The 21,643-nt window shown below is 66.2% G+C and carries 24 protein-coding genes; 17 read left to right on the top strand and 7 right to left on the bottom strand.

The window, feature by feature from the left end:
* Window positions 1-198: 198 nt before the first annotated feature.
* The 17 genes from AC0MAZ_RS07815 (at window position 199) to AC0MAZ_RS07735 (ending at window position 14,690) form a co-directional block, all read left to right on the top strand.
* Complete coding sequence (locus tag AC0MAZ_RS07815; RefSeq protein ID WP_475860825.1) at window positions 199-663, top strand: phage tail protein; 465 nt, start codon at window positions 199-201, stop codon at window positions 661-663.
* A gap of 92 nt (window positions 664-755) precedes the next feature.
* Window positions 756-1,871, top strand: a complete 1,116-nt coding sequence (locus tag AC0MAZ_RS07810) for a DUF2586 domain-containing protein (RefSeq protein WP_475860824.1) — start codon at window positions 756-758, stop codon at window positions 1,869-1,871.
* Between the two features lie 3 nt (window positions 1,872-1,874).
* Window positions 1,875-2,324 (top strand): phage protein, encoded by a 450-nt coding sequence (locus AC0MAZ_RS07805; protein ID WP_475860823.1) that lies wholly within the window; start codon window positions 1,875-1,877, stop codon window positions 2,322-2,324.
* Entirely contained in the window at window positions 2,324-2,530 is a 207-nt protein-coding gene (locus AC0MAZ_RS07800) for a TraR/DksA family transcriptional regulator (protein WP_475860822.1), read from the top strand. The genes AC0MAZ_RS07805 and AC0MAZ_RS07800 overlap by 1 nt, the downstream gene beginning before the upstream one ends.
* Window positions 2,531-2,585: 55 nt before the next feature.
* Window positions 2,586-2,873: a putative phage tail assembly chaperone gene (locus AC0MAZ_RS07795; RefSeq protein ID WP_050703720.1), complete on the top strand. Its 288-nt coding sequence runs from the start codon at window positions 2,586-2,588 to the stop codon at window positions 2,871-2,873.
* 20 nt (window positions 2,874-2,893) lie between these two features.
* A complete protein-coding gene (locus tag AC0MAZ_RS07790) occupies window positions 2,894-3,040 on the top strand; it encodes a DUF6890 family protein (RefSeq protein WP_408005667.1) in 147 nt (48 codons plus the stop codon).
* 6 nt (window positions 3,041-3,046) lie between these two features.
* Complete coding sequence (locus AC0MAZ_RS07785; RefSeq protein WP_475860821.1) at window positions 3,047-5,161, top strand: phage tail tape measure protein; 2,115 nt, start codon at window positions 3,047-3,049, stop codon at window positions 5,159-5,161.
* On the top strand, window positions 5,161-5,478 hold the full coding sequence (locus tag AC0MAZ_RS07780; RefSeq protein ID WP_232854736.1) for a DUF2590 family protein: 318 nt from the start codon (window positions 5,161-5,163) through the stop codon (window positions 5,476-5,478). The genes AC0MAZ_RS07785 and AC0MAZ_RS07780 overlap by 1 nt, the downstream gene beginning before the upstream one ends.
* On the top strand, window positions 5,475-6,647 hold the full coding sequence (locus AC0MAZ_RS07775) for a baseplate J/gp47 family protein (RefSeq protein ID WP_475860820.1): 1,173 nt from the start codon (window positions 5,475-5,477) through the stop codon (window positions 6,645-6,647). Before AC0MAZ_RS07780 ends, AC0MAZ_RS07775 begins: the two co-directional genes overlap by 4 nt.
* The gene (locus tag AC0MAZ_RS07770) at window positions 6,644-7,168 is read left to right on the top strand and encodes a phage tail protein (protein ID WP_475860819.1); all 525 of its coding nucleotides are present in this window, start codon (window positions 6,644-6,646) and stop codon (window positions 7,166-7,168) included. Before AC0MAZ_RS07775 ends, AC0MAZ_RS07770 begins: the two co-directional genes overlap by 4 nt.
* A 9-nt stretch (window positions 7,169-7,177) precedes the next feature.
* Window positions 7,178-9,226, top strand: a complete 2,049-nt coding sequence (locus AC0MAZ_RS07765; RefSeq protein WP_475860818.1) for a phage tail-collar fiber domain-containing protein — start codon at window positions 7,178-7,180, stop codon at window positions 9,224-9,226.
* Window positions 9,227-9,234: 8 nt separating this feature from the next.
* Entirely contained in the window at window positions 9,235-9,945 is a 711-nt protein-coding gene (locus AC0MAZ_RS07760) for a DUF4376 domain-containing protein (protein WP_475860817.1), read from the top strand.
* Window positions 9,942-10,865, top strand: a complete 924-nt coding sequence (locus tag AC0MAZ_RS07755; RefSeq protein ID WP_475860816.1) for a hypothetical protein — start codon at window positions 9,942-9,944, stop codon at window positions 10,863-10,865. Before AC0MAZ_RS07760 ends, AC0MAZ_RS07755 begins: the two co-directional genes overlap by 4 nt.
* Window positions 10,862-11,401 (top strand): baseplate complex protein, encoded by a 540-nt coding sequence (locus AC0MAZ_RS07750; RefSeq protein WP_232854742.1) that lies wholly within the window; start codon window positions 10,862-10,864, stop codon window positions 11,399-11,401. Before AC0MAZ_RS07755 ends, AC0MAZ_RS07750 begins: the two co-directional genes overlap by 4 nt.
* Complete coding sequence (locus AC0MAZ_RS07745) at window positions 11,398-12,102, top strand: hypothetical protein (RefSeq protein WP_475860815.1); 705 nt, start codon at window positions 11,398-11,400, stop codon at window positions 12,100-12,102. Before AC0MAZ_RS07750 ends, AC0MAZ_RS07745 begins: the two co-directional genes overlap by 4 nt.
* On the top strand, window positions 12,075-13,046 hold the full coding sequence (locus AC0MAZ_RS07740; RefSeq protein WP_475860814.1) for a hypothetical protein: 972 nt from the start codon (window positions 12,075-12,077) through the stop codon (window positions 13,044-13,046). Before AC0MAZ_RS07745 ends, AC0MAZ_RS07740 begins: the two co-directional genes overlap by 28 nt.
* A 474-nt stretch (window positions 13,047-13,520) precedes the next feature.
* Entirely contained in the window at window positions 13,521-14,690 is a 1,170-nt protein-coding gene (locus tag AC0MAZ_RS07735) for an MFS transporter (protein ID WP_203648001.1), read from the top strand.
* Here the strand turns inward: AC0MAZ_RS07735 and AC0MAZ_RS07730 are convergent.
* The 7 genes from AC0MAZ_RS07730 to AC0MAZ_RS07700 form a co-directional block, all read right to left on the bottom strand.
* Window positions 14,668-15,594: a LysR substrate-binding domain-containing protein gene (locus AC0MAZ_RS07730; RefSeq protein WP_267813901.1), complete on the bottom strand. Its 927-nt coding sequence runs from the start codon at window positions 15,592-15,594 to the stop codon at window positions 14,668-14,670. The genes AC0MAZ_RS07735 and AC0MAZ_RS07730 overlap by 23 nt on opposite strands.
* Window positions 15,595-15,632: 38 nt before the next feature.
* On the bottom strand, window positions 15,633-16,577 hold the full coding sequence (locus tag AC0MAZ_RS07725; protein ID WP_254464411.1) for an HlyD family secretion protein: 945 nt from the start codon (window positions 16,575-16,577) through the stop codon (window positions 15,633-15,635).
* Window positions 16,578-16,586: 9 nt separating this feature from the next.
* Window positions 16,587-16,793 (bottom strand): DUF1656 domain-containing protein, encoded by a 207-nt coding sequence (locus AC0MAZ_RS07720; protein WP_110735900.1) that lies wholly within the window; start codon window positions 16,791-16,793, stop codon window positions 16,587-16,589.
* Window positions 16,783-18,939 (bottom strand): FUSC family protein, encoded by a 2,157-nt coding sequence (locus tag AC0MAZ_RS07715; RefSeq protein WP_475860813.1) that lies wholly within the window; start codon window positions 18,937-18,939, stop codon window positions 16,783-16,785. The genes AC0MAZ_RS07720 and AC0MAZ_RS07715 overlap by 11 nt, the downstream gene beginning before the upstream one ends.
* 60 nt (window positions 18,940-18,999) lie before the next feature.
* The gene (gene ycaC, locus AC0MAZ_RS07710; RefSeq protein WP_475860812.1) at window positions 19,000-19,620 is read right to left on the bottom strand and encodes an isochorismate family cysteine hydrolase YcaC; all 621 of its coding nucleotides are present in this window, start codon (window positions 19,618-19,620) and stop codon (window positions 19,000-19,002) included.
* A 36-nt stretch (window positions 19,621-19,656) separates the two neighbouring features.
* The gene (locus tag AC0MAZ_RS07705) at window positions 19,657-20,346 is read right to left on the bottom strand and encodes a hydrolase (RefSeq protein ID WP_110735903.1); all 690 of its coding nucleotides are present in this window, start codon (window positions 20,344-20,346) and stop codon (window positions 19,657-19,659) included.
* A 260-nt stretch (window positions 20,347-20,606) separates the two neighbouring features.
* Window positions 20,607-21,596: a Fic family protein gene (locus AC0MAZ_RS07700; RefSeq protein WP_110735904.1), complete on the bottom strand. Its 990-nt coding sequence runs from the start codon at window positions 21,594-21,596 to the stop codon at window positions 20,607-20,609.
* Between the last annotated feature and the right edge of the window lie 47 nt (window positions 21,597-21,643).

Raw genomic sequence — 21,643 nt, 5'->3', positions numbered from 1 at the left:
CGGGTTTACCCGCGAAGAGCCCAACGCGGAGCCTGGCACCGGCTACGCCGGTGTTCGCGGGTAAACCCGCTCCCACAGAGTGCGCGTACTCCCTGCGAACTCGGTTCCCTGCGCGACAGCGCAGCCCTGGGGGTAGCCCCTTAGCGAGCACTCAACGATGAATTTTTCAGCCACCCCGCCCTGTCCGGAGGCCTCCCCATGAACCAGTTGAAAGCACTCACCACCTACCTGCTCGAACGCAAGCTGGTGCCTGCCGGGCAACTGCACGCCTGGGCCCAGCAGCTGGACCTGCAACTGGCCTGGACGCAAACCGAACTGGGCCTGCACATGGGCAACCTGCGCTACCGCGCCCTGTTCGACTTCGACGACTTCAGCGGTCATCCCGGGCGCCTGATGGCGCTCGCCGGCAGCTGGCTGGAAACCAACGACCCCGGGCGGCACCTGTTCGCCCTGCCGGCACCGACCCTCGCCGTCAAGCAGAAGGTCCCGGGCAGCGACTTGCTGGATGTGTCGCTGGTCCTGGAGTTCGTCGAGCCGCTTTACCTGACCGAGGACACGGCCGGCGAGATCGAGGTCTTCGGCAAGACCTGGTCATTCCAACCCTACGACCTGTGGGTCGCCGAGCAAGGCGATATCGCCCTGCCGGGCAGCCCCCTGCCCTGACCCATTACCCGGGCTGTAACGCCCGCCCCGCCAGCAACCTGATCGGCAGGTCCTGGCACACCCCTTCAATCACCCCGCTAACGAGGCAACCTATGGCACTCGGTAAAATCAGCGTGAACAATCTCAACCTCGGCCAGGGTGCCGTGACCGAGATCGAGCGCTACTTCCTCTTCATCGGCCCCGCCGCCAAGAACGTCGGCAAGCTGTTGACCCTGAACACGGACAGCGACCTGGACAACGAGCTGGGCGTGGCCGCCAGCGACCTGAAGACCCAACTGATCGCCGCCCGGGCCAACGGCGGCGACCGCTGGGCCTGCCTGGCCGCGCCGATCGGCGCCGAAGGCGACTGGGCGAGCGCCCTGGAATACGCCCAGCAACATGGCTACTCGGTCGAAGGCATCGTCATCATCAAGCCGGCGACCGCCGGCGCGGAACTGCTGGCCATGCACACCGCCGCCGAACAGCTGAACGCCCGCTATGGCCGGCGCTCGTTCGTCCTGGCCGCGTCCGCCGGCATCCTGCCGACCGTGACCTGGTCGGATTACCTGCTCGAGCAGAAGGCGCTCACCGACGGTATCGCCGCGCCACGCGTCGTGGTGGTGCCGCAGTTGCACGGCAACGACCTGGGCGTGCTCGCCGGGCGCCTGGCCAACGCCGCCTGGAGCATCGCCGATACCCCGATGCGCGTCGCCAGCGGCCCTGTCCTGGGCCTGGGCGCGGTGCCCGCGGACAAGGACGGCGTGCCACTGCCATCGGCGGTGCGCAGCGAGCTGGACAAGGCACGCTACTCCGTTTCGCAGACCTACCCGGACTACGAGGGCGTGTACTGGGGCGATGCCAACATGCTCGACACCGCCGCCAGCGACTTCCAGGTCCTGGAGTACCTGCGCCTGGCCGACAAGGCCGCCCGCCAGGTCCGCCCGCTGCTGATCCGCCGCATCGGCGACCGCCGCCTGAACAACAGCCCCGCCAGCATGGCCGCCAACACCAGCGCGCTGATGGCGCCGCTACGACGGATGGCCAAAGCGGTGAAATTCGCCGGCGAAGTGTTCCCCGGCGAAATCCAGCCGCCGCGCGACGGCGACCTGGTCATCGTCTGGAAAAGCCACACCCAGGTGGAAGTGTTCATTCGCATCCGCCCGCACAACTGCCCCAAGGACATCACCGCGAACATCGCGCTGGACCTTTCCCAGGACAACCAGGAGTAACCCATGGCCAAGATCAGTGGCTTGAACTTCGACATCAACGTGGGCGACCTGAAGATCCACGTTGAGAGCGCAACCCTCGACATCACCGACAACAGCGCCGTGGCGCACACCAAGGGCGTGCCTGACGGCTGGGTCGCCGGCAACGTGACCGCCAGCGGCGAGCTGGAGGTGGACACCAGCAACTTCAACCTGATCATCGAAGCCGCCGCCAAGGCCGGCAGCTTCCGTCAGCTGGGGACCTTCGACCAGTTGTTCTACGCCAAGACCCCCAGCGACGAGATCCGCGTCGAGGCCTTCGGCTGCCGCCTCAAGATCTCCAATCTGCTCAACATCGACGCCAAGGGCGGCGAGAAGACCAAGCACAAGCTGCCGTACGACGTCACCAGCCCGGACTTCATCCACATCAACGGCGTGCCGTACCTGTCCTTCGCCGAGGTCGAGGGCCTGAGCTGATGGTGTGCCCATTCGATCGCGCCCAGGCCCTGGAACAGCTCAGGCGTGATCTGGCGATCGCCGCCGTCCGTGGCCGACGCGTGACGACTGGGCCCAGCCTCACCCACTGCACGGACTGCGGCGACGAGATCGCCGAGGCGCGCCGCGCCCTGGGCGGCATGCGCCGCTGCGTTCCCTGCCAACAGTTTCACGAGCGCGGCCGCTGAACACAGCGCCCGCCACGTTCTTTTCGATTCCCGTATTCCAATGGAGTAGTACCCCATGACCCAACGCACCGAAATCACCCTGGAAGTCGGCGACCTGTCCCTGGACTTCGCCATCGATCCGGCGCTGATGACCAAGTACATCAACGCCCTGACCCCCTCCAACAAGGTCGCTCCGGCCAACAACCTGCTGGTCACCGCCGTGAAGCCCGAGCACAAGGACCAGCTCAAGCCGCTGCTGGCCAACCCGATGACCGTGATCCAGCTGGCCGGCGCCCTGGTCGAGGAGTACGCCCCGACCGTGGAAGTCACCGTAAAAAAGCGCTCGGCCACGCAGAGCGACTGACCGAGGACGGCCTGGGCCAGCTGCTGGCCCTGGCCGAACGCTGGCTGCCCGGTGCCCCGACCACGCCCGAGACCCTGGGCACGGCCAAATGGCTGGAGGACGAGCACTGGCGGCGAATGGAAATCGCCATCGCCAACGGCATCGCCCGTGCATTCAATGGAGGCTGACATCCCATGAGCGCGAACAACGCAATCAGCCGGCTGGATTTCATCCTGTCGCTGACCGATAAAGTCACCGCCCCGCTGGCGAGGATGACCCAAGGGTTCAACAATCTGAGCGAAAAAAGCCAGGCCGCCATCAAGCAGATCAGCGATGGCACGCAGAAGCTGCAAAGCGCTGCCGGCAGCTTCGGCACCTTCCTTGAGCCCGCCCTGGAAATGAACCGTGCCCTTGGGGATGTGCGCTCGCTCGGCGTGGCCGAGGACGCCCTGGAGGCCTTGAACAAGAAAGCCCTGATGTTCTCCATCGCCTATGGCGAGAACGCCCGGGACTTCGTTGCCTCGGCGTACAAGATCGAGGGCGCGATCAAGGGACTGTCCGGCTCCCAGCTGGCCACGTTCACCTATGCCAGCAGCGTGCTGGCCAAGGCCACCAAGTCCGACCAGGGCGTGATGGCCGACTATGTCGGCACGATGTACAACCTGCAGAAGCAGCAGGCCGACGCCATGGGCAAGGGCCAGTGGGTCAAGATCCTGGGCGGGCAGACCGCCCTGGCGGTCCAGCTGTTCCGCACCAGCGGCGAACAGATGAAGGATGGCTTCAAGGAGGCCGGCGCCCAGGCCTCCGCCGCCGGCATCGACCTGGCCGAGCAGATGGCCGTGATCGGCAGCCTGTCCGGCAGCATGGACGGCAGCGCGGCCGGCGGGCTTTACAAAGCCTTCTTCGAGAACATCGAGGACGCCTCGGACAAGCTCGGCATGAAGTTCACCGACACCAATGGCAAGGTCCTGCCGATGCTCGACATCCTGGCCAAGCTGCAGGGCAAGTTCGGCGACCTGCGCGGCGCGGCGGCCAACGCCAAGATCACCGAGGCCTTCGGCGGTGAGGCGGCCCAGCTCATCGGCGCCCTGGCCCAGGACACCGACCGCCTGAAGAACGGCATCGACAAACTCGGCCAGGTACGCGGCCTGGAACAGGCCGAACAGATGGCCAAGGCCATGGTCGACCCCTGGCAGCAGTTCGGGGCTGCGGTAAAAGGACTGCGCATCGCCTTCGGCCAGGCGCTGATACCCATCCTGCAGCCGCTGATGACACGCCTGGTCGAGATCGCCCAGACCCTGGTCCGCTGGATCAAGCTGTTTCCCAACATCACCCGGGTGATCGCCATCGCCACCCTGGCGATCCTTGGCACCAGCGCCGCGCTGACCGCGCTTGCAGTTCTGAGCGGACTGGCCCGGATAGCCATGCTGGGGGCACAGGCCGCCTGGGCCCTGCTCAACATGACCGGTTTGAAGAGTATCTTCATGTTCCTCCGGCACGCCTTGGTGCTGTCGATCTTCCTGACAAGCCTGATCGCCATGTACGCCTGGATGGGGATCGTGAGGCTCGCCACCCTTGCCTGGCAAGGCGCACTCTGGCTGGTGAACGCCGCACTCCTGGCCAATCCGATCATCCTCATCATCGCGGGCATCGTCGCGCTGGTCGCTGCCGTGGTCCTGGTCATCGCCTACTGGGACGAGCTCAAGGCCGCGTTCCTGGACAGTGCTGCCTTCCAGTGGGTCAGCGCACAGCTGGACGCACTAAGCAAATGGTTCACCGACATGGGCGGCTGGACCGGCATGGCCAAGGCCGCCTGGGACGGCATCGTCAAGGTCTTCCGGAGTTCGCTCGACCTGGTGATCGAGTGGTTGAACAAGATCCCGGGCGTCAACATCGAGACCTCATTCGCCGATCTGCCAGAAGCACCCAAGGTGCCAGGACTTGCCAGCCAGGTCGCGCCGATCGGCGTACTGCCCATGAGCAACACGCAGCCACTGCTCAAGACCCTGATGCAGGTGCCATCAGCGGCCCCGCACATGGCTTCGATGGCACCCGCCGCCGTCGCCCCCAGCATGGCCAGCGCGCCGGTCGAGCAACTCGAGCAGCAGCGCCAGCGCATGACCCAGACCGCACTCAACCTCTCGCCGGCCAGCCCGACGAGCGTTCCCCAGGGAGGCCTGATGAACCAGATCCAGAACACCACCCAGACGCAGGACCGGCGCATGCATGTCGAGAAGGTGGAGATCAATACCAGCAAGGCCATGAACCCGCTGGAACTGGAACAGATGATGGCAATGGCGGTGGGCTGATGAGCGAGTACATCGACCTGCTGATCCACAACAACGACCTGGTCCTGGACCCTTCCCATCAACCGCTGCTGATCGAGGACCGGGCCAGCATCGCCCAGGACATCGCCCACATGATCCGCGACAGCGGCCTGCTGGTGACCCTGGTGGCCGAGCGCAGCCGCCAGCGCCAGGCCGACTGCATCCTGCAACTGGAGCTGCTGGTGGAGGACGACGAGCGCCTGCTGCCGGGTACTGCCCGCGTCCTGGAAGAGCATCCGGGCCGCTACCTGGTCACGGCGAAAACCCTGAAATTCGGTGACATCGAGGTATACCTGTGAGCGACTTGGACTTTCGCAAGGTGCTGGCCGACGCCGGCATTCCCACCACTGAGGCGGCCCTACACCAGGCCTGGGAGGCCGAAGTGGCCGCCCAGGGCAGCAAGCTCAGCAACACCAGCGCCTACTCGCCGTTCTGGCGCGTGGTGACGGCGCTGGTGACCAAGCCGGTGCTGTGGCTGGTCGGCTTTATCAGCGACACCGTGCTGCCCAACTTCTTCGTCAAGACGGCCAGTGGCGCCTGGCTGGACAGCCTGGCCTGGGCGGTGAACGTCGAACGCAAAGGCGCGACCAAGGCCCAGGGCAAGTTGTTGTTCACCCGCGAGAACAGCGCTGGCGAGCTGCTGATGCGCGCCGGCGTGGTGGTGCAATCCGCCGCGATCAACGGCCACGTCTACCAGCTGGTGACGGTCGAGGATGCTGTGTTCCCCGACGGCCGCCTGCAACAGTCGGTCAAGGTCCAGGCGCAGCAGGTCGGCAGCGGCTACAACCTGGCGCCCGGCTACTACGCCATCCTGCCCGAGCCGGTGCCGGGGATCGTCCAGGTGGTCAACGACGACGGCTGGATGACCTCGCCCGGAGCCGACCCCGAACCCGACGACCAACTGCGCCTGCGCACCCGCAACCAGTTCAGCGCGGTCAACCAGTGGCACACCGACGCAGTCTACCGCGCCATGATCGCCGCCTTCCCAGGGGTGCGCCCCGATGGCGTGTACTTCCTCCACGACGCTCCGCGTGGTCCGGGCAGCGCCAACGCCTACGTGCTGTTCGACGCCGACGTGCCGGCGCAGGCGTACCTGGAGCAGATCAACGCCCACGTGCGCGACCAAGGCAACCACGGTCACGGCGACGACCTGCTGGTGATGGTCATGCCCGAGACCCGCCACGACATCGCGCTGACGGTCTGGCCGCGGGCGAACCTGACGGCGAAACGGCGCGAAGAGTTGCAGCAGGGCATCACCCAGTTCATCCGCGCGGCGTTTCGCGAAAGCACGGCCAGCGACTATAACCCGACACTGACCAACCCACAGTCGCGGTTCTCCTTCAGCCGCCTGGCCGAGGAACTGCACCAGGTCTTCGCCGACATCGAGTCGCTGCATTTCGCCAGCGAGGACATCGTCTCGCAACTGAGCATCGCGCGCATCGCCAACCTGCGGGTGGACCTGGTATGAGCCCGCTGAAACTGCCGTTCTGGCTCGCCGGCCCCGAACTGACCAAGCTCAAGGACGCCGCCCAGGCCTGGTGGGCCACGGTGACCGAGTGGCTGCGCTGGCCGCTGCTGCAGATGGACGCCGATACCTGCCACCTCACCGTGCTGGACCTGCTCGCCTGGCAGCGGGACATCACCCGCTTCAAGGACGAACCGGAACGCCTGTATCGGCTGCGGGTGAAGTACGCCTTCATCAACGCGGTCGATGCCGGCAGCACCGCGGGGCTCAAACGCATCCTGCGCCGGCTCGGCGTGGGCTATGTCGAGATCGACGAACGCCTGGCCGGCCGCGACTGGGATGTGGTCCTGCTGCGCCTTTCCGACTCGCAGCTGTCGGAGAACCCCGAGCTGCTGCGGGTACTGATCCAGCAGTACGGCCGGACCTGTCGCCGCTACGACTTCGTCAGCATCACCCCCGTGACCCTGCGCATTGGCGCAGCTCAATTCAACGACGACCAGCAGACGCTGGTCGCCACGCTTTAGGAGTCCGCCGTGGCCATAATCACTTTCGCGGGCGAAAGCCTGATCGCCCAGAAGCAGGGGGCCAAAGAAGTCCTGCAGATCACCCGCTTCATCTACGCCAATGTGCCCGGGCTCGACCCGAACACGCCAATCGACCGCGCCGCGACCAAACCGCCGGCCAGCCAGATCGTGCACAGCTACGACATCCCGGCGGGCAACAGCGGCTACGTGAACCCCAACCAGGTCGTCTACAGCTCGATGCTGGGCAGCGACATCGGCGACTTCGACTGGAACTGGATGGGACTGGAAAGCGTCGAGGGCGTACTGTTCGCCGTGGCCTACCTGCCGCTGCAGCAGAAGCGGCGCAACATCCCGCCGCTGCAGATCGGCAACAACGTCACCCGCAACATCCTCGTGGAGTACAGCGGCGCCCAGGAGCTTACCGGCATCACCATCGATGCCAGCACCTGGCAGCACGATTTCACCGTGCGCCTGAAAGGCATCGACGAGCGCGAGCGCCTGAGCAACCGCGACGTGTATGGGCGAGCGTGCTTCTTCGGCGACGGTTTGCAGTTCCAGAAGGTGGGTGACAACTACCAGCTGGCAGCCGGCATCGCCTACCTGGAAGGCATGCGCCTGGAACTGCCCAAGGCCGTGCCGCTGAGCCCGCCGCAAGGCGCGACCCAGGTATGGATGCACATCACCTGGCGCCGCGAGCAGAACGATGTGATCCCCAGCTGGAAGGTGGTGTATATGCCCGACCAGCAGGATTCCGTCACGCCTGACGGCTGGGTCTACTGCATCCAGCTGGCAGACATCACCAGCGCCGGAGTCATCGCCGACAAGCGTAAGTCCGCCCCCATCGCCGGCCCGCTGGTGGACCACTTCGCCAGCCGCAAGTCGGTTGCGGACCTCGAGAACGGTGTCACCTCCGCCGGCAAGGCGCGCCAGCTGGCCGAAGCGCGTCAGATCGCGTTGCAGGGCGATGTCGTCGGGCGCGTGGACTTCGACGGTTCCAGGAACGTGGCGATCCAGGCCACGCTTGCGGACATCGGCGTGGTGCCCGGGACTTACTCCAAAGTCACAATCAACGGCAAAGGCCAGGTCATCGGCAGCGAGGCACTGCTGCAGATCGATATCCCCAATCTGGACTGGAGCAAGATCACCAGCGGCAAACCGACCACCCTGCAAGGGTTCGGCATCACCGATGCCATCAAACGCGGCGACTATGGGTTGGCGTCCAACTTCGCCTCCGTCAGCCCGGTCGACACGATCGGATTGGCCGGCGGCTTTCACACAATAGCCGACGGCGCGACCTCGCTGGCGAACTATTGCAGCGTGCTCAACATGCCGTACTACTCCGAGAAGTTCTCGGCTCAGATCGCGATGAGCCAGGGAGGCCCTGGAGTGCGCATGTTTGCCCGCGCCACGACCAACCAGGGGCAATGGACCCCAACCGTCGAGGTGTTCCATACCGGAAACCTGACGCCCGGTGCCATCGTTCCGCCAGGGACGCTCGTCCAGACTTTCAGCCATGCGGCACCGACAGGCACGCTTCGCTGCAATGGCGCGGCCGTCAGCCGGGCGACCTTCGCAGCGTTGTTCGCGGCAATCGGCACCTCTTTCGGAGCAGGCGACGGGGCGACTACGTTCAACCTGCCAGATACCCGTGGCCTGTTCATCCGTGATGTCGATGACGGCAAAGGCCTGGATCTTGGACGAACACCAGGCACGGTCCAGCAAAACCAGAACCAGTACCACGCCCACTCAGCATCCACGGCCAATGCCGGCTGGCACGCCCATGGCGGAAGCACCACGTCGGTCGCGGGTAGCCATACCCATGCCTTCAACTACGTCAATACACCGACCACCCAGGATATCCCCGGGATCGGCGCGGCCATGCACCAGGCAGGCGTGAATTGGGCCGCCACCAACCGTATCCAAGCCGCCGGCGATCACAGCCATACCCTGAACATCGTTGGCGACGGCGTTCACGCTCACCCGGTCACGGTAGATCCCTCCGGCGGTAGCGAAGCACGCCCCGTGAACATGGCCCTGTACTACTACATCAAATACTGAGGTGCCCGATGGCAAAGACGAAAACGGTCTACCAGACATCCCCACTGGGCTTGTTCACTGGCACCGCTGAAGCGGACGAGTCGCCGCTGGAGCCCGGCGTGTTCCTGATCCCCGGCGGCTGCGTGGAAACAGCCCCGCCGTCGATCCCCGAGCACAAGGCCGCCCACTGGAACGGCCAGGCCTGGTCCCTGGTGGACTACTACGACGGCCTGGTGGTCTACAGCATCACCACCGCCGAGGCCCTGACCATCACCGGCATGGGGCCGGTCCCCTCGGGTTACACGGTGAAAAAGCCCGGCCCGGACCAGGTGTGGAAGAACGGCGAATGGGAGGACGACACCACCGCCGTGCTGGCCAAGGTCCACCAGCAGAAGCTGGGCGAGATCAACACCGGCTGCGCGCAGTACATCGAGGCCGGCTTCGATTCGTCGGCCCTGGGCGAGGCGCACCGCTACAGCAGCTCGCTGGAAGACCAGGTCAACCTGACCGGCCTGGTGTTCAGCGCCCTGGACAGCGCCTACCCCTGCGCCGGCAGCGATGGCGTGCGTCAGTTCCTGCCCCACACTCGCGACCAGCTGCTGCAGGTGAACAAAGACCTGGTCCTGTTCAAGCAGGCGGCCCTGCAGCACGCCGACCAGCTCAAGCGTGATGCGGCGAAGGCACTGCAGGACAAGAAACTCAGCACGCTGCGCGCCATCCAGTGGACGGTGCCGGCATGAGCTGGTCCCTCATCACCCTGCGCTGGCCCACCGAGGCAACTCGCTGGATGGGCCAGCTCGACGCCGCCAAGGCCCTGGCCGGTAGCGAGCTGGCCAATACCGCACAGCGCCTGAGCGGCCTGCAGGGACTGGCCAGCACCAACCCCGGCCCGGTCGGCGCCGCGGCCAAGGGCGCGATCGAAGCCGGGCGCCAGGCGCTGGCAGAGCAGCTGGGCGAAGTGCCCAGGTGCCTGGTGGTGACGCCGTTCCAGAGCGGTATCGGCCAGGGGCGTGGCTACCAGCGCTTCCTGTCCGCGCCGAACCTGCTGCAGCAACTGGCCAACAAGCTGACCGACGCCACCGACAACGGCAGCCCCCAGGGTGAGCAGCACGCGCTGTGCCTGCTGTTCCTGGGTACCCGCCACGATCAGCTGGCCGCCGGCCTGGCCCGCTTCAACGCCCTGATGCCGATCCCCGAGCTGGTGCGCGCGCAACGCCGCGCCGAACACCTGGCCCGGCTCGAAACCGAGAAATGGCAGATTCCCCAGGCCACCACCCTGCCGCGCTGGGAGGCCTTGCCGCTGGAGCGCTGCACGGTGTTGAAGGCGGCGCAGCAATCGCTGGCCGGGCAGATCGCGGTGCTGGAAAGCTACGCCGCCGACAGCTCGCCCATGAGCGACCTGGCCGGGCTGGCGGCGCGCAAAGCCAGCCAGCAGCAGGTCCGCGACCAGCGCCTGGCCGACCTGCGCCAGCTGCTGGAAGGCGGCCAGGCCGACAGCTCGGTACGCACCCGCCTGCTGGGTCCGGGCAACAACACACAACTGCGCCGCATGCTGCTCGAAGGCGATGCCCCGGGGCATGAATGGGTGATGAGCGCTGGCGTGATCCTGGTCGGCTCGGCCAAGGGCCTGAGCTTCGTTCGTGAAATGGTGGGTTTATGACACTGCTACTGTTGGACGGCCAGCCCGTCGAAGGCAAGACCCTGAAAGTCACCGGCAACCTGCGCATCGAAGCCGAGGACCTGTCCGGCCAGACCAGCAACACCGACTCCGCGCACAAGGGCTTCAAGCCCAAGACCCTCACGGTCACCCTGACCATCCCCTACGTCAACGGCACCTGGCTGCGCAGCCTGATGCGCCTGGCCGAAGCCACCGAGAGCGGCGGACAGCTCAAGACCTACCGCATCGTCAACGACACCGCCGAGGCCTTCGGCATCCGCCAGGTGCGCTTCGCCGACAGCGTCAGCGCCCGGGAAGACGACTCGCTGGCCTGCTGGCGGGTGCAGTTTGGCCTGGCCGAAAAGACCTCCAACCCGGAAAAGGTCGAGAAGCGCCGCGCCAAAAAACGCGTCAAGGCCCAGGCCGCTCCAGGGGCGGCGGTGGGCGCGAAAGAGGAGGAAGAGGAGAAGGACCCGGAGCTGACCAGCTTCGAGCGCCTGCTGAAAAAAGTGGATGACTGGCTGGGAGAGAAGTCATGAAGCTGCATCAGGTACTCAATGTCGGCGGCGAGCGTTACGACCTGGTCAGGGCGGACGTGCGCCTGGAACTGCGCAACCCGGGGCGGGCGACCTTCATCGTCCGGGCCGAGGCGCCCCTCAAGGGCCTGGTCACCCTCGACATCGGCTACAACGACAGTCCCCTGCAACGGCATTTCATCGGCTACGTCGAGCGCTGCACCAGCGCCAACGCCAGGCAGCAGTTGCTGTTCTGCCGGGAGCTGGCGGCGATCCTGGCCAGGCCGTTGCCGATGAACCTGCGCCACGTCGACCTGCGCGGCGTGCTCGACCAGGTCGGCCAGCAGACCGGCCTGCGCTTTCGCGTGCCCGAGCGGCCCTACGCGTCGGTGCGTGCGCCGTTCTTCTACAGCCTGGCCGCCGGCTTCCAGGCCATGGAAAGCCTGGCCCAGGTCTTCGACATCCCCGACTTCATCTGGCAGCAGCAGGGCAACGGCGAGGTATACGTGGGCAGCTGGGCCGACAGCTACTTCGGCGCGCGCCCCGCGCTGCAACTGCCCATGGAGCTGTTCGACAACTACCAGGGCAACCAGAGCGCCAGCATTGCGGCCCTGCCGGGGCTGCGTCCGGGCGCACCGATCAACCACGGCGAGCGCGTGACCCACGTCGCGCTGGCCGACAGCCAGATGGCCATACGATGGAAGACGCAATCCGCCGCGCCGTAGCGCGCCAGTTCCCCGAAATCACCGGCGGCTATCACCTGCCGCGCTTCGGCCGCGTGGTCGCGGTGCCCGATGCGCCGACGGCGCCCGGGCTGTGCGACGATTTCCGCCCGCGCTTCGGCGTCGATGTCCAGGTGCTGCTGCCGGACGGCGAGCCCGACCCGGCGTTGCCGGTGTTCACCAGCCTGCCGCTGCCGGCACCCATGGGCGGCCAGGAGCGCGGCATGTTCGGTTTCCCCGAGGAAGGCACCACCGTGGTGCTGTCGTTCGCCTACGGGCTGCCGCACAAGCCGTTCATCCAGCAGATCCTGCCCCACGGGCTGAGCCTGCCCAAGGTGCCGAAGGGCGACCTGGTGTGGCAGCACAGCGAGGCCTGCCAGCAACGCGCCGACGCCGACGGCAACTGGCTGCGACAGACGGACGGCCGGATCCGCGACAAGGCGATCGAGCGCGAGGTCGAGGCGCTGGCCAACACCGAGCAGTTCCAGAGCCATGCCCGGAACGTGGACGACCACTCGACCGAGACCGTCGGCGGGGTGAAGAAGATCGAGGCCCTCGGCGCGCTCAAGCTGCTGTCCGGCGGCTCCGCCAGCCTGGCCGCCCTCGACGACCTGCACCAGGCCACCGGGCGCGACCTGAACCTGGCGGTGGGGCAGAAGCTCAACGCGGCGATCGGCGGCGACGTCCAGGAGCGGATCGAGGGCCTGCGCCACAGCGTGGTGAAAATTAGCCAGCGCCTGCAGGCGCCGAAGACCTGGCTGGGTTCCGAGGCGGTGAACGTGCTGCAGGTGCTCTGCGACCTACTCGACCTGGTCCAGGAGATGAACACCGAGCTGGCCGGGCATGTGCACGGTCCCACGCCACCACCTGGCAATGCGGCAGCCTTCAGCGGCGCAGCGGTGCGGGCCAAGGCCATGGGACTCAAGTTGAAGCCGATCACGCTGTGATCTTCAAGGCATTTCGTATTCGCGGGGCCAGCCCGCTCCCACAGGTTCAGCCTTGAGCCTGTGGGAGCGGGCTGGCCCCGCGTTGCGTTTGGGGCGGAAAAAGTTGAGTGTTCACACGACTGACTGCCAGCAGACTTGGATTTAATCCATCGGGAACAGCTTTGCAGCATCACCAGCGTGGGAGCGGGCTTGCCCCGCGATCACCGGCGAAGCCGGTGCCATGCAGATAATCGCGGGGCAAGCCCGCTCCCACGCTGGTGATGATGCCCTGCGCGACCTCCCAGCCCATAGAGTCCTGTTCAGCCTGAAAGAATCCAAGGCTTCATCGCCTGCGCACAACCGTCTACAATCCCTCCTGCTTGAACCGGGATAACCGAAGCACTGCCTCGAAACCCGATGGACCTGACCACTGCCGGTCAACCGTCGGGACAAATGGGTCCGGACCTTGGCCGGCCCGTTTATCGGAGGCAACATATGAGCCCGCGTATCTGGCTGCTGGCCCTGGCGACATTCGCCACGGGCATGGCGGAAAACATCACGGTCGGCATCCTGCCGGCCCTGGCCGATGGCCTGCAGGTCCCGCTGGGGATCGCCGGACAACTGACCACGGTCTTCTCCCTGAGCTTCGCCCTCGCCGCACCCTTCTCTCCCCTGCTGACCACCCGTTTCCCGTTGCGGCGACTGCTCTGCATCACCCTGGCCCTGTTCGCCATGTGCAACCTCGCCGCGGCCCTGGCGCCGGGCTACACCGCGCTGCTGCTTGCCCGCATCGGCATGGCCACGACCAGCGCCCTCACCTGCCTGACCTGCACCCTGATGGCCACGCGCCTGGTACCCGAGGCCCTGCGTGGCCGTGCCATCGGGGTGATCTTCATGGGCATTTGCAGCTCGCTGGTACTCGGCGTACCCGCCGGGATGCTGCTGTGCGATGTGCTGGGCTGGCGCGGGGTGTTCACCGGCCTGAGCCTGCTGGCGATCGCAGTGCTGCTGATGGCCTGGCGCGGACTGCCGCAACTGCAGAGCAGCGAACGCATCGCCCTGGGCAGCTACCTGCGGCATCTGCGTGACAGCCGCCTGGTGGCCGCCCAGGGCGTATCGCTGTTGATGATCGCCGGGCACTTCACGGTGTTCGCTTACCTCGCACCCTATGCCCGACAGGTCGCCGACATACCGGTGCAATGGCTGGCGGCCCTGTTCGCCGTCTTCGGTATCGCCGGCGTCTCGGGTGGCTATGTCGGCGGCTGGATGGCGGACCGGCTCGGTGCAGGTCGCTCCATCGCCCTGGCGCCACTGCTCTATCTCGCCAGTTTGCTGGTACTGCCCCTGAGCGTCGGCACGCCCTGGCTGTTCCTGCCGGCGATGATGCTCTGGGGCGGGCTGAGCTGGACCACCTCGCCGGTGGTGCAGAGCTACCTGGCGACCCGTGGCGCGGACACCTTCCCGGCCGGCATGAGCCTGAACATGTCGGCCATGCACCTGGGCGTCGGGCTCGGCTCGGCCATCGGCGGCGCGGTGATAACCGGGGCGACGCTGGCGGCCACCCCCTGGGCCGGCGCCGCGCTGACCGCGTTGGCGGCGGGCCTGGCGTTCTGGTCGGCGCGTCCACCTGCCGTGCCTGGCTTCAGCGAGCGCGAACCGGCGTAGCGGCCTGCTGCTCCTGCTCGAAGGCATCGGCCAGGTAGTCGATCAGCTTGCGCACCGCGGGCATCAACCCGCGACGGGAAGGGAACAGCGCCACCACCTCCCCTTCCCGGGGCGCCCAGTCGTCGAGGACATGCGCCAGCCGCCCGCTAGCCAGATCGTCGCGCACTGCCTCCTCGGGCAGCAGCACCACGCCCACGCTGGCCAGGGCGGCCTCGCGCAGCACCGCGAGGTCGTCCGACACCACACGGGGGCGATGGCGCACGGCAACCTCGGCGCCTGCGGGCCCGACCAGCATCCAGCTGGCGTCCTGCACATTGGCGCCCCAGTTCAGGCTCGGCAGGGCCTGAAGCCCTTCCGGCGACATGGGCCGCCCGTGTTCGGCCAACAGGCCCGGCGCGGCTACCAGGCACTGCCGGCTCGGGGCCAGGCGACGCATGATCAGCTCGCTGCTTTCCAGTGGCTGGTGCTGCACGCTCAGCACCAGGTCAAAACCCTCGCCGATCACATCCACCCGCCGGTTGTAGCTCTTGACCAGCAGCTCGACCACCGGGCATTGCGCCATGAAGCTCGCCAGCATCGGCGCCAGGCGCGAATCGAGCAGCGCGGTGCTGCTGGCCAGGCGCACGATGCCGCGAGGCTCGGCGCGGTTGCGCTCGACCGCATCCTCGGCGGCAACGGCCTGCTCGAGCATGCCCAGGCAATGGCGGTAATACTCCAGGCCCACCTCGGTCACCTGGAACTGCCGCGTGGAACGCTGGATCAGGCGCACACCCAGGCGCTCCTCGAGCTTGGCCACGCGCCGGCTGAGGCGTGACTTGGGCAGGCCAAGGATACGCCCGGCGGGCGCGAAGCCGCCGTGCTCCACCACCTTGGCGTAGAGATAAAGGTCGTTCAGGTCGAACATCGGCAACACTCGTCCACGGCTCACTGCTGCATCATCCGTCATTCTTCGAGGATCGTCACAGTGGCGGTGGTCCCGGCCCGCAAAGGAGGCGCCTCGGCAGCCTGGGGCTCCAGGCGCAGGCGTACCGGCACGCGCTGGGCCAGCTTGACCCAGGTGTAGTTCGGGTTGACGTTGGCCAGCAGGCGGTTGCCCGGCTGGTTCTCACGGTCGGTGATGGCGTAGGCGATGCTCTCCACCGTGCCCTGCAACGTCTGGCCATTCATCAGCACGATGCGCGCCCGGCTGCCGACGGCGATGCGCGGCAGCTTGGTCTCCTCGAAGTAACCACTGACATGGAACGAATCGCTGTCCACCAGCGCCAGCAACGCGGCCCCCGGTTGCGCGAAGTCGCCCTGACGGGTCAGCAGGTTGGTGACATGACCATTGACCGGCGCCAGCACCTCGGTGCGCTGCAGGTCGAGCTGTGCCTGTTCCAGCGTGGCTTCGGCCAGTTGCACATTGGCTTGCGCCAGGCCGAGGCTGGACTGCTCGCGCAGCAGGTCGGCCTGGGCCACAGCCACATCAGTCTTGGACTTTTCCCACTCCTCGGCGGAAATGGCCGACAGTGACTGCAGCTTGCCGCGGCGCTGTTCCTCGCTACGCCGCTGCTTGAGCAACGCCTGGTTGGCAACGATGTTCGCCTGCGACTGCCCCAAGGCTGCCCGTGCCACCTCGACCGCGCGCCGGGCATGCAGCACGGCCAGTTCATAGCGCGCCGGGTCGATGCGCAACAGCAGGTCGCCCTTGTGCACGAACTGATTGTCCCGCACCGGCAGGGCGACGATCCGGCCGCTGACCTCCGCCGCCAGGGTGACCACATCGGCCCGCACCCGTGCGTCGCGGGTCCAGGGCGCCTGGGTATAGTGCGTCCAGGCCAGCCAGCCCAGCACGATGGCAACGGCCAGCATGACCAGGGTCAGGCTGCGCGACAACAGTGGCTTGATCGACGACATCTACCTGCTCACTCCCATCCACAACAACAAGGCCGCGCAAATCGCGGTGTACAAGGCACCCTGGAACAGCGCCGGATGCCAGACGAATGCCAGCACGCCCACCCGGCGCAACAAGGCATCGACCAGCACAAACAACGGCAGCGCCAGCAGCAGCGCCTGGGCGATGGGCGGCAGGTAGACCCCGCCCACCTCGAAATCAATGGGCATTGGCCACCTCCGGCAACAGCCGCGATCGTTCAGCTTCCAGCACCTGGCGATAACGCGCCAGCAACTGCCCGGCCACCGCCAGTGCCACCCGCAGGATGAACAGTCGGCGCAAGGCGTCACGCCCCATCTGCCCTGACGCGCCATGCAGGGCATCGAGCAACTGCGCCTGATCGTCCAGTTCCCGCAACAGCGGATCAAGCGCCACCGCGCCCTGGCCACCGACGAAGTCGGCGACGCCCTGCAGGCTTTCCCGCAAGCGTGTGCGGGTCGCCGCCGGCAACGCCAGGTCACTGTTGCACAAGGCACGCGCCTGGCCCAGGGCGATGGCCAGCGCCGGGCATACCAGCGCGCACTCGACACGCTCGCGCGAGGTCATGTCCGCAGCGGCCGGCAACAGACCAATCAGCGCCGACAGGCGATCAAGCAGCAGGCTCTCGAAGGCGAACTGCCCGGCCAGCGAACCGCTCCCGAGCACCTGGCGGCGCACATCCTCACGGGTCTGGCGAAACAATCGGGCGATGCGTTTCTGCGCATTGAACGGAAAGACCAGCGCGAACACGGCCATCGCCAGCACCCCGGCCACCAGGTAGCCACCGGCGAACTCGAACCACTGGATATCGCTGTTGTGATAGGCCCCGATATTCTGCGGCCCGATCATCAACAGGCTGATCAGACCGATGCCCATGCCGATCCCCGCGGTCATCGGGTTGGCCAGGCCGACCGCCGCCAGGTACAGCAACGGTGCCAGGCACAGGGCAAGCATCTCGAAGTCGGTGAACAGCGGCAGCAGGGCGAACTGATAAAGCGCGGACAAGCCCATGCCCACCAACAGCCCGCGGTTGTAGTTCTGGCTGGCCAGCAGCGGTCGAGGCAAGGTCGCCATCAGCGAACACATCACGCCCATCAGGATCACCGCCGAACGCGCGCCATCCCAGGCGCTCTCGATCCACAACCCGCCAATCAGCAACAGGGCCAGGCAGGCGCGCACGGCGTTCATCGCCGCCAGCGGCCAGTCCAGGTGCAAGGCGCTGGCGCGCCCCAGCTGCTGGGGACAACTGGCCAGACGGCCCTGCTGGATCGCCTCGTTCAGCTCGATCAGCTCGTCCAGTTGCTGCAGCAGGCGCGCCTGCTCCCAGCGCAAGGCCCAGGCCAGGGCGCGCAGGTGCGGGGGCAGTGGCTCATTGAGAAACTCCGCACGGTCGGCGGCGTCATCGAAGCCCTTGTGCAGGGTGCGCAGGGCCTCGCGGTCCGCTGCCGAGAGCGCCATACCGTCACGTGCCAGCGCATCCAGGCTCGCCAGTTCGGCGTCGCGCAGCAGCTGGATATCCGCGGGCAGCGGCCCCTGCCAGTGCGCCTTGATCAGCTCACGCTGCTGACGCAGCACCAGCAGTCGCGAAACCAGCAGCACCAGCTGGTTGGCGAACAGTTGCACCAGGCCATCGCCGCTGCGCAGGTGCGGGGCATCGAAGTACAGGTGCCGACGCAACCCCTCCAGCGCGCTGACCTCGGCGATCAACCGGGCCTGACGCTGACCGAATGCGGCCTCGTCCTCTTCGGTGCGGATCACCTCGGCGGCATGCTGGGCGATCAGTTTCAGCAGGCTGTCGACTTTGGCGAAATAGCTGTTGGCCACCGCCTGCGGGCGGGCCGTCAGCAGGCTGACCACGGCCACGCAGGCCACCGCCAGCAAGGTCTCGGTAACCCGTGTAACGGCCAGCATGAAGGTGCCCTCGGGCTCGGGTACGGCCAGCATGGCCACCACCACCGCGGTAAAGCCGCTGAGCACGAAGGCATGGGAATCGGTATAGCGCAGCAAGGTGCCACCGGCGGTGCACAGCCCCAGCCACAGCGCCAGGCTGACCAGCAGGGTGTACGGCATCTGCGCGAACAACGCCATCAGCAGCACGGCCACCGCCGCGCCGACCACGGTGCCGAGCACCTGCGCGAGGCTGCGCTTGAGGGTCATGCCGGCCAGCGGCAGGCTGATGATGATCACTGTCATCAGCGCCCATTTCGGTTGTTCCAGGTCGAACAGGAACGCCAGGTAGAGACACAGCAGGCCCGCCACCACCGTGCGCAGCGCGAACAGCAGCACATCGCGTCCGGGGCGCAGGGCAAGCCTGAAATAGGCAATCAGTGGAGCCATCCATTACCTCGTAACCGACAAGGCGGATCCGGGCCCCGGCACCGGGGCCCGGACACACCGTCACTTGGCCAGCTTGCTGTAGCTGGTCATCAGGTTACGGTAGTCGGGAATGTGGTTGGAGAACAACGTGCCCAAGCCTTCGATGTCGTTGCGCCAGTCACGGTGCAGCTCGCAGGCCACGCCGAACCAGGTCATCAGCTGGGCGCCGGCGGCCTCCATGCGACGCCAGGCCGAGTCGCGGGTCAGCTCGTTGAAGGTGCCGGAGGCATCGGTCACCACGAACACATCGAAGTCCTCCTCCAGCGCCGACAGCGCCGGGAAAGCCACGCACACCTCGGTGACCACGCCGGCGATGATCAGCTGCTTCTTGCCGGTGGCCTTCACCGCCTTGACGAAGTCCTCGTTGTCCCAGGCGTTGATGTTGCCGGGGCGGGCGATGTAGGGCGCATCGGGGAACTGCTCCTTGAGCTCGGGCACCAGCGGGCCGTTGGGACCGGTCTCGAAGCTGGTGGTGAGGATGGTCGGCAGCTTGAAGTATTTGGCCAGGTCGGCCAGCGCCAGCACGTTGTTCTTGAACCGGTCCGGGTCGATATCGCGCACCAGCGACAGCAAACCGGTCTGGTGATCGACCAGCAGGACTGCGGCGTTGTTCTTGTCCAGACGCTTGTATTGGAATGCCATGGTGGATCTCCTTGCTTGGATAGGGAACAGCCAGGTTCAGTTGCGTTGCGAGTCTAGTTGCTCATGACCGGTGACGACGGCCTGGGCCTTGGTGTAGCTCTCGATCAGCAGTTGGTAGTGCGGGAACACCGCGCTGTAGGCCTCGGCCCACTGGGCGGCGTCCGGACGGTTCCAGGTGCGTTGGACCTCGGAGCAGACGGCGGCGGTGTCCATCGGCACCACGCCGGCCTGGACCACCCGCGCCAGGGTCACTTCCTGGGCCATCTTGGAGTAGGTGCCTGACGCATCGATGACAGCGAACACCTGGTAGCCGGCGGCCACCGCGCTGATGCTGGGGAAGGCCATGCAAACGCTGGTGATGGTACCGGCGATGATCAGCTGCTTGCGCCCGGTGGCCTTCACCGCGGCGACAAACTCGGGATTGTCCCAGGCGTTGATCTCACCCTTGCGGGCCACGTATTGCGCATGTGGCGCGGCCTCGTGGATTTCCGGGATCAACGGGCCGTTGGGGCCCTGGGGTACCGAGGCGGTGGTGATGACCGGGATCTTCGCCAGGCTGGCGACCTTGGCCAGGGTGATGGCATTGGCCCGCAGCTCGGTCATGGGCATGTCCTTGACCGTCTGGAACAGGCCGCTCTGGTGGTCGATCAGCAGCATGGTGGCGTTGTCGGGGTCGATGCGTGGCACCTGGCCTTCGAAGTTGGCGGCTTGCGAGAAATTGCTCATCGTTCTCTCCTTCAGGTGTGGAGAACAGGCCATCCTGGCCGCTGCGGTCTGGCCGCGCCCCACACATCCACAGTGGGGACTATGAGAGTAGGCAACGCAGGCTGAACGAAGCGACCGTCAGTCGGCGGGCCGTGGGAGATGCCCGTGCGGCCTGGGGCCAGACGGGCGACAGGGCTAACGGTAGAGAGGAGAGACGCGGGCCGGTAGGCCCATGGGTGAACCCTCAGAGTTCTACCTGAAGAACAGTGAGGCGGGCGCCGCTATCGTGAGGTACGACGATATTGCTGCATCGGACTGCGCGGGGCTGCCGGATCGGTCATCTCGATCAGACCGGCCGCCAGCGCCGGTTTGAGGTAGTTCGCTCTGAAGGTATGCCGATGAGACAGCTCGAGGCGCTCCATCAGTTCATTGGCGCGCAGCGCGACACCCGGTTTCAGAACCTCCAGTAATCGTGCTACTTGGTCGGTTACTTGGTCGGTTACTTGGTCGGTCTCACTCGCCTCGGCCAATGCCTGCCGCAGTGCCTGGAGCATGAACTCGACAAAGGGCGTGGCCTCGCCAGCCTGATCCGCAGCCGCCAAGGCACCGTAGTACGCCTCCTGCTGGGCACAGATCACCGACTCCACCGGCAGGTAGGCGAGTACCGGGCGCCAGTGGCTCAGTATCAGCGTCTGCCACAGACGCCCCATCCGCCCGTTGCCATCGGCGAAAGGATGGATGAACTCGAATTCGTAATGAAAGACGCAGCTGCTGATCAACGGGTGCCAGTCACTGGCGCCCAGCCAACGCAGCAGGTCATGCATCAGTGGCTGCAAGCGACTGGCAGGCGGTGCCATGTGCAACAGGCGCTGGCCGCGATAGATGCCGACACCTCCTTGGCGAAACTGACCGGCGTCATCGATCAACCCCATCATCAGCAGCTTGTGGGCAGCCAGCAGATCAGCCTGACGCTCGGGCAGCCAGCCGCTCATCGCTTCATAGGTGGCAAAGGCATTGCGCACCTCCTGGATTTCACGCGGCAGGCCGAGTACCCGCTTCCCTTCCAGAACCGCAGTGACCTGTTCGACGCTCAGTGTATTGTTTTCGATCGCCAGCGAGGCCTGGATGGTACGAATGCGGTTGCCCCGGCGCAGTTGCGGGGTAAGCGCCACTTCCCGATTAGCCGTAAGTGCACCCACCTGCTCGCTGATATCGGCAACCAGCGCCAGCATGCGCGGTGTCACGGTCAGTGGCGGCAGATACTGGCTCATGGGGAATGTCCATCGGGTCTGAAAGCGTGGGAATGATCGTGAAGCTT

The sequence above is a fragment of the Pseudomonas sp. A genome (genome assembly GCF_056270345.1).
This window is presented reverse-complemented; position numbering and strand designations above follow the sequence as displayed.

What these genes read in the sequence shown, in the direction of transcription:
- AC0MAZ_RS07815 (WP_475860825.1), top strand. Translation starts at nt 199, where the DNA reads ATGAACCAGTTGAAAGCACTCACCACCTACCTGCTCGAACGCAAGCTG.
- AC0MAZ_RS07810 (WP_475860824.1), top strand. Translation starts at nt 756, where the DNA reads ATGGCACTCGGTAAAATCAGCGTGAACAATCTCAACCTCGGCCAGGGT.
- AC0MAZ_RS07805 (WP_475860823.1), top strand. Translation starts at nt 1,875, where the DNA reads ATGGCCAAGATCAGTGGCTTGAACTTCGACATCAACGTGGGCGACCTG.
- AC0MAZ_RS07800 (WP_475860822.1), top strand. Translation starts at nt 2,324, where the DNA reads ATGGTGTGCCCATTCGATCGCGCCCAGGCCCTGGAACAGCTCAGGCGT.
- AC0MAZ_RS07795 (WP_050703720.1), top strand. Translation starts at nt 2,586, where the DNA reads ATGACCCAACGCACCGAAATCACCCTGGAAGTCGGCGACCTGTCCCTG.
- AC0MAZ_RS07785 (WP_475860821.1), top strand. Translation starts at nt 3,047, where the DNA reads ATGAGCGCGAACAACGCAATCAGCCGGCTGGATTTCATCCTGTCGCTG.
- AC0MAZ_RS07780 (WP_232854736.1), top strand. Translation starts at nt 5,161, where the DNA reads ATGAGCGAGTACATCGACCTGCTGATCCACAACAACGACCTGGTCCTG.
- AC0MAZ_RS07770 (WP_475860819.1), top strand. Translation starts at nt 6,644, where the DNA reads ATGAGCCCGCTGAAACTGCCGTTCTGGCTCGCCGGCCCCGAACTGACC.
- AC0MAZ_RS07760 (WP_475860817.1), top strand. Translation starts at nt 9,235, where the DNA reads ATGGCAAAGACGAAAACGGTCTACCAGACATCCCCACTGGGCTTGTTC.
- AC0MAZ_RS07755 (WP_475860816.1), top strand. Translation starts at nt 9,942, where the DNA reads ATGAGCTGGTCCCTCATCACCCTGCGCTGGCCCACCGAGGCAACTCGC.
- AC0MAZ_RS07750 (WP_232854742.1), top strand. Translation starts at nt 10,862, where the DNA reads ATGACACTGCTACTGTTGGACGGCCAGCCCGTCGAAGGCAAGACCCTG.
- AC0MAZ_RS07745 (WP_475860815.1), top strand. Translation starts at nt 11,398, where the DNA reads ATGAAGCTGCATCAGGTACTCAATGTCGGCGGCGAGCGTTACGACCTG.
- AC0MAZ_RS07740 (WP_475860814.1), top strand. Translation starts at nt 12,075, where the DNA reads ATGGAAGACGCAATCCGCCGCGCCGTAGCGCGCCAGTTCCCCGAAATC.
- AC0MAZ_RS07735 (WP_203648001.1), top strand. Translation starts at nt 13,521, where the DNA reads ATGAGCCCGCGTATCTGGCTGCTGGCCCTGGCGACATTCGCCACGGGC.
- AC0MAZ_RS07730 (WP_267813901.1), bottom strand. Translation starts at nt 15,594, where the DNA reads ATGTTCGACCTGAACGACCTTTATCTCTACGCCAAGGTGGTGGAGCAC.
- AC0MAZ_RS07720 (WP_110735900.1), bottom strand. Translation starts at nt 16,793, where the DNA reads ATGCCCATTGATTTCGAGGTGGGCGGGGTCTACCTGCCGCCCATCGCC.
- AC0MAZ_RS07715 (WP_475860813.1), bottom strand. Translation starts at nt 18,939, where the DNA reads ATGGCTCCACTGATTGCCTATTTCAGGCTTGCCCTGCGCCCCGGACGC.
- ycaC (WP_475860812.1), bottom strand. Translation starts at nt 19,620, where the DNA reads ATGGCATTCCAATACAAGCGTCTGGACAAGAACAACGCCGCAGTCCTG.
- AC0MAZ_RS07705 (WP_110735903.1), bottom strand. Translation starts at nt 20,346, where the DNA reads ATGAGCAATTTCTCGCAAGCCGCCAACTTCGAAGGCCAGGTGCCACGC.
- AC0MAZ_RS07700 (WP_110735904.1), bottom strand. Translation starts at nt 21,596, where the DNA reads ATGAGCCAGTATCTGCCGCCACTGACCGTGACACCGCGCATGCTGGCG.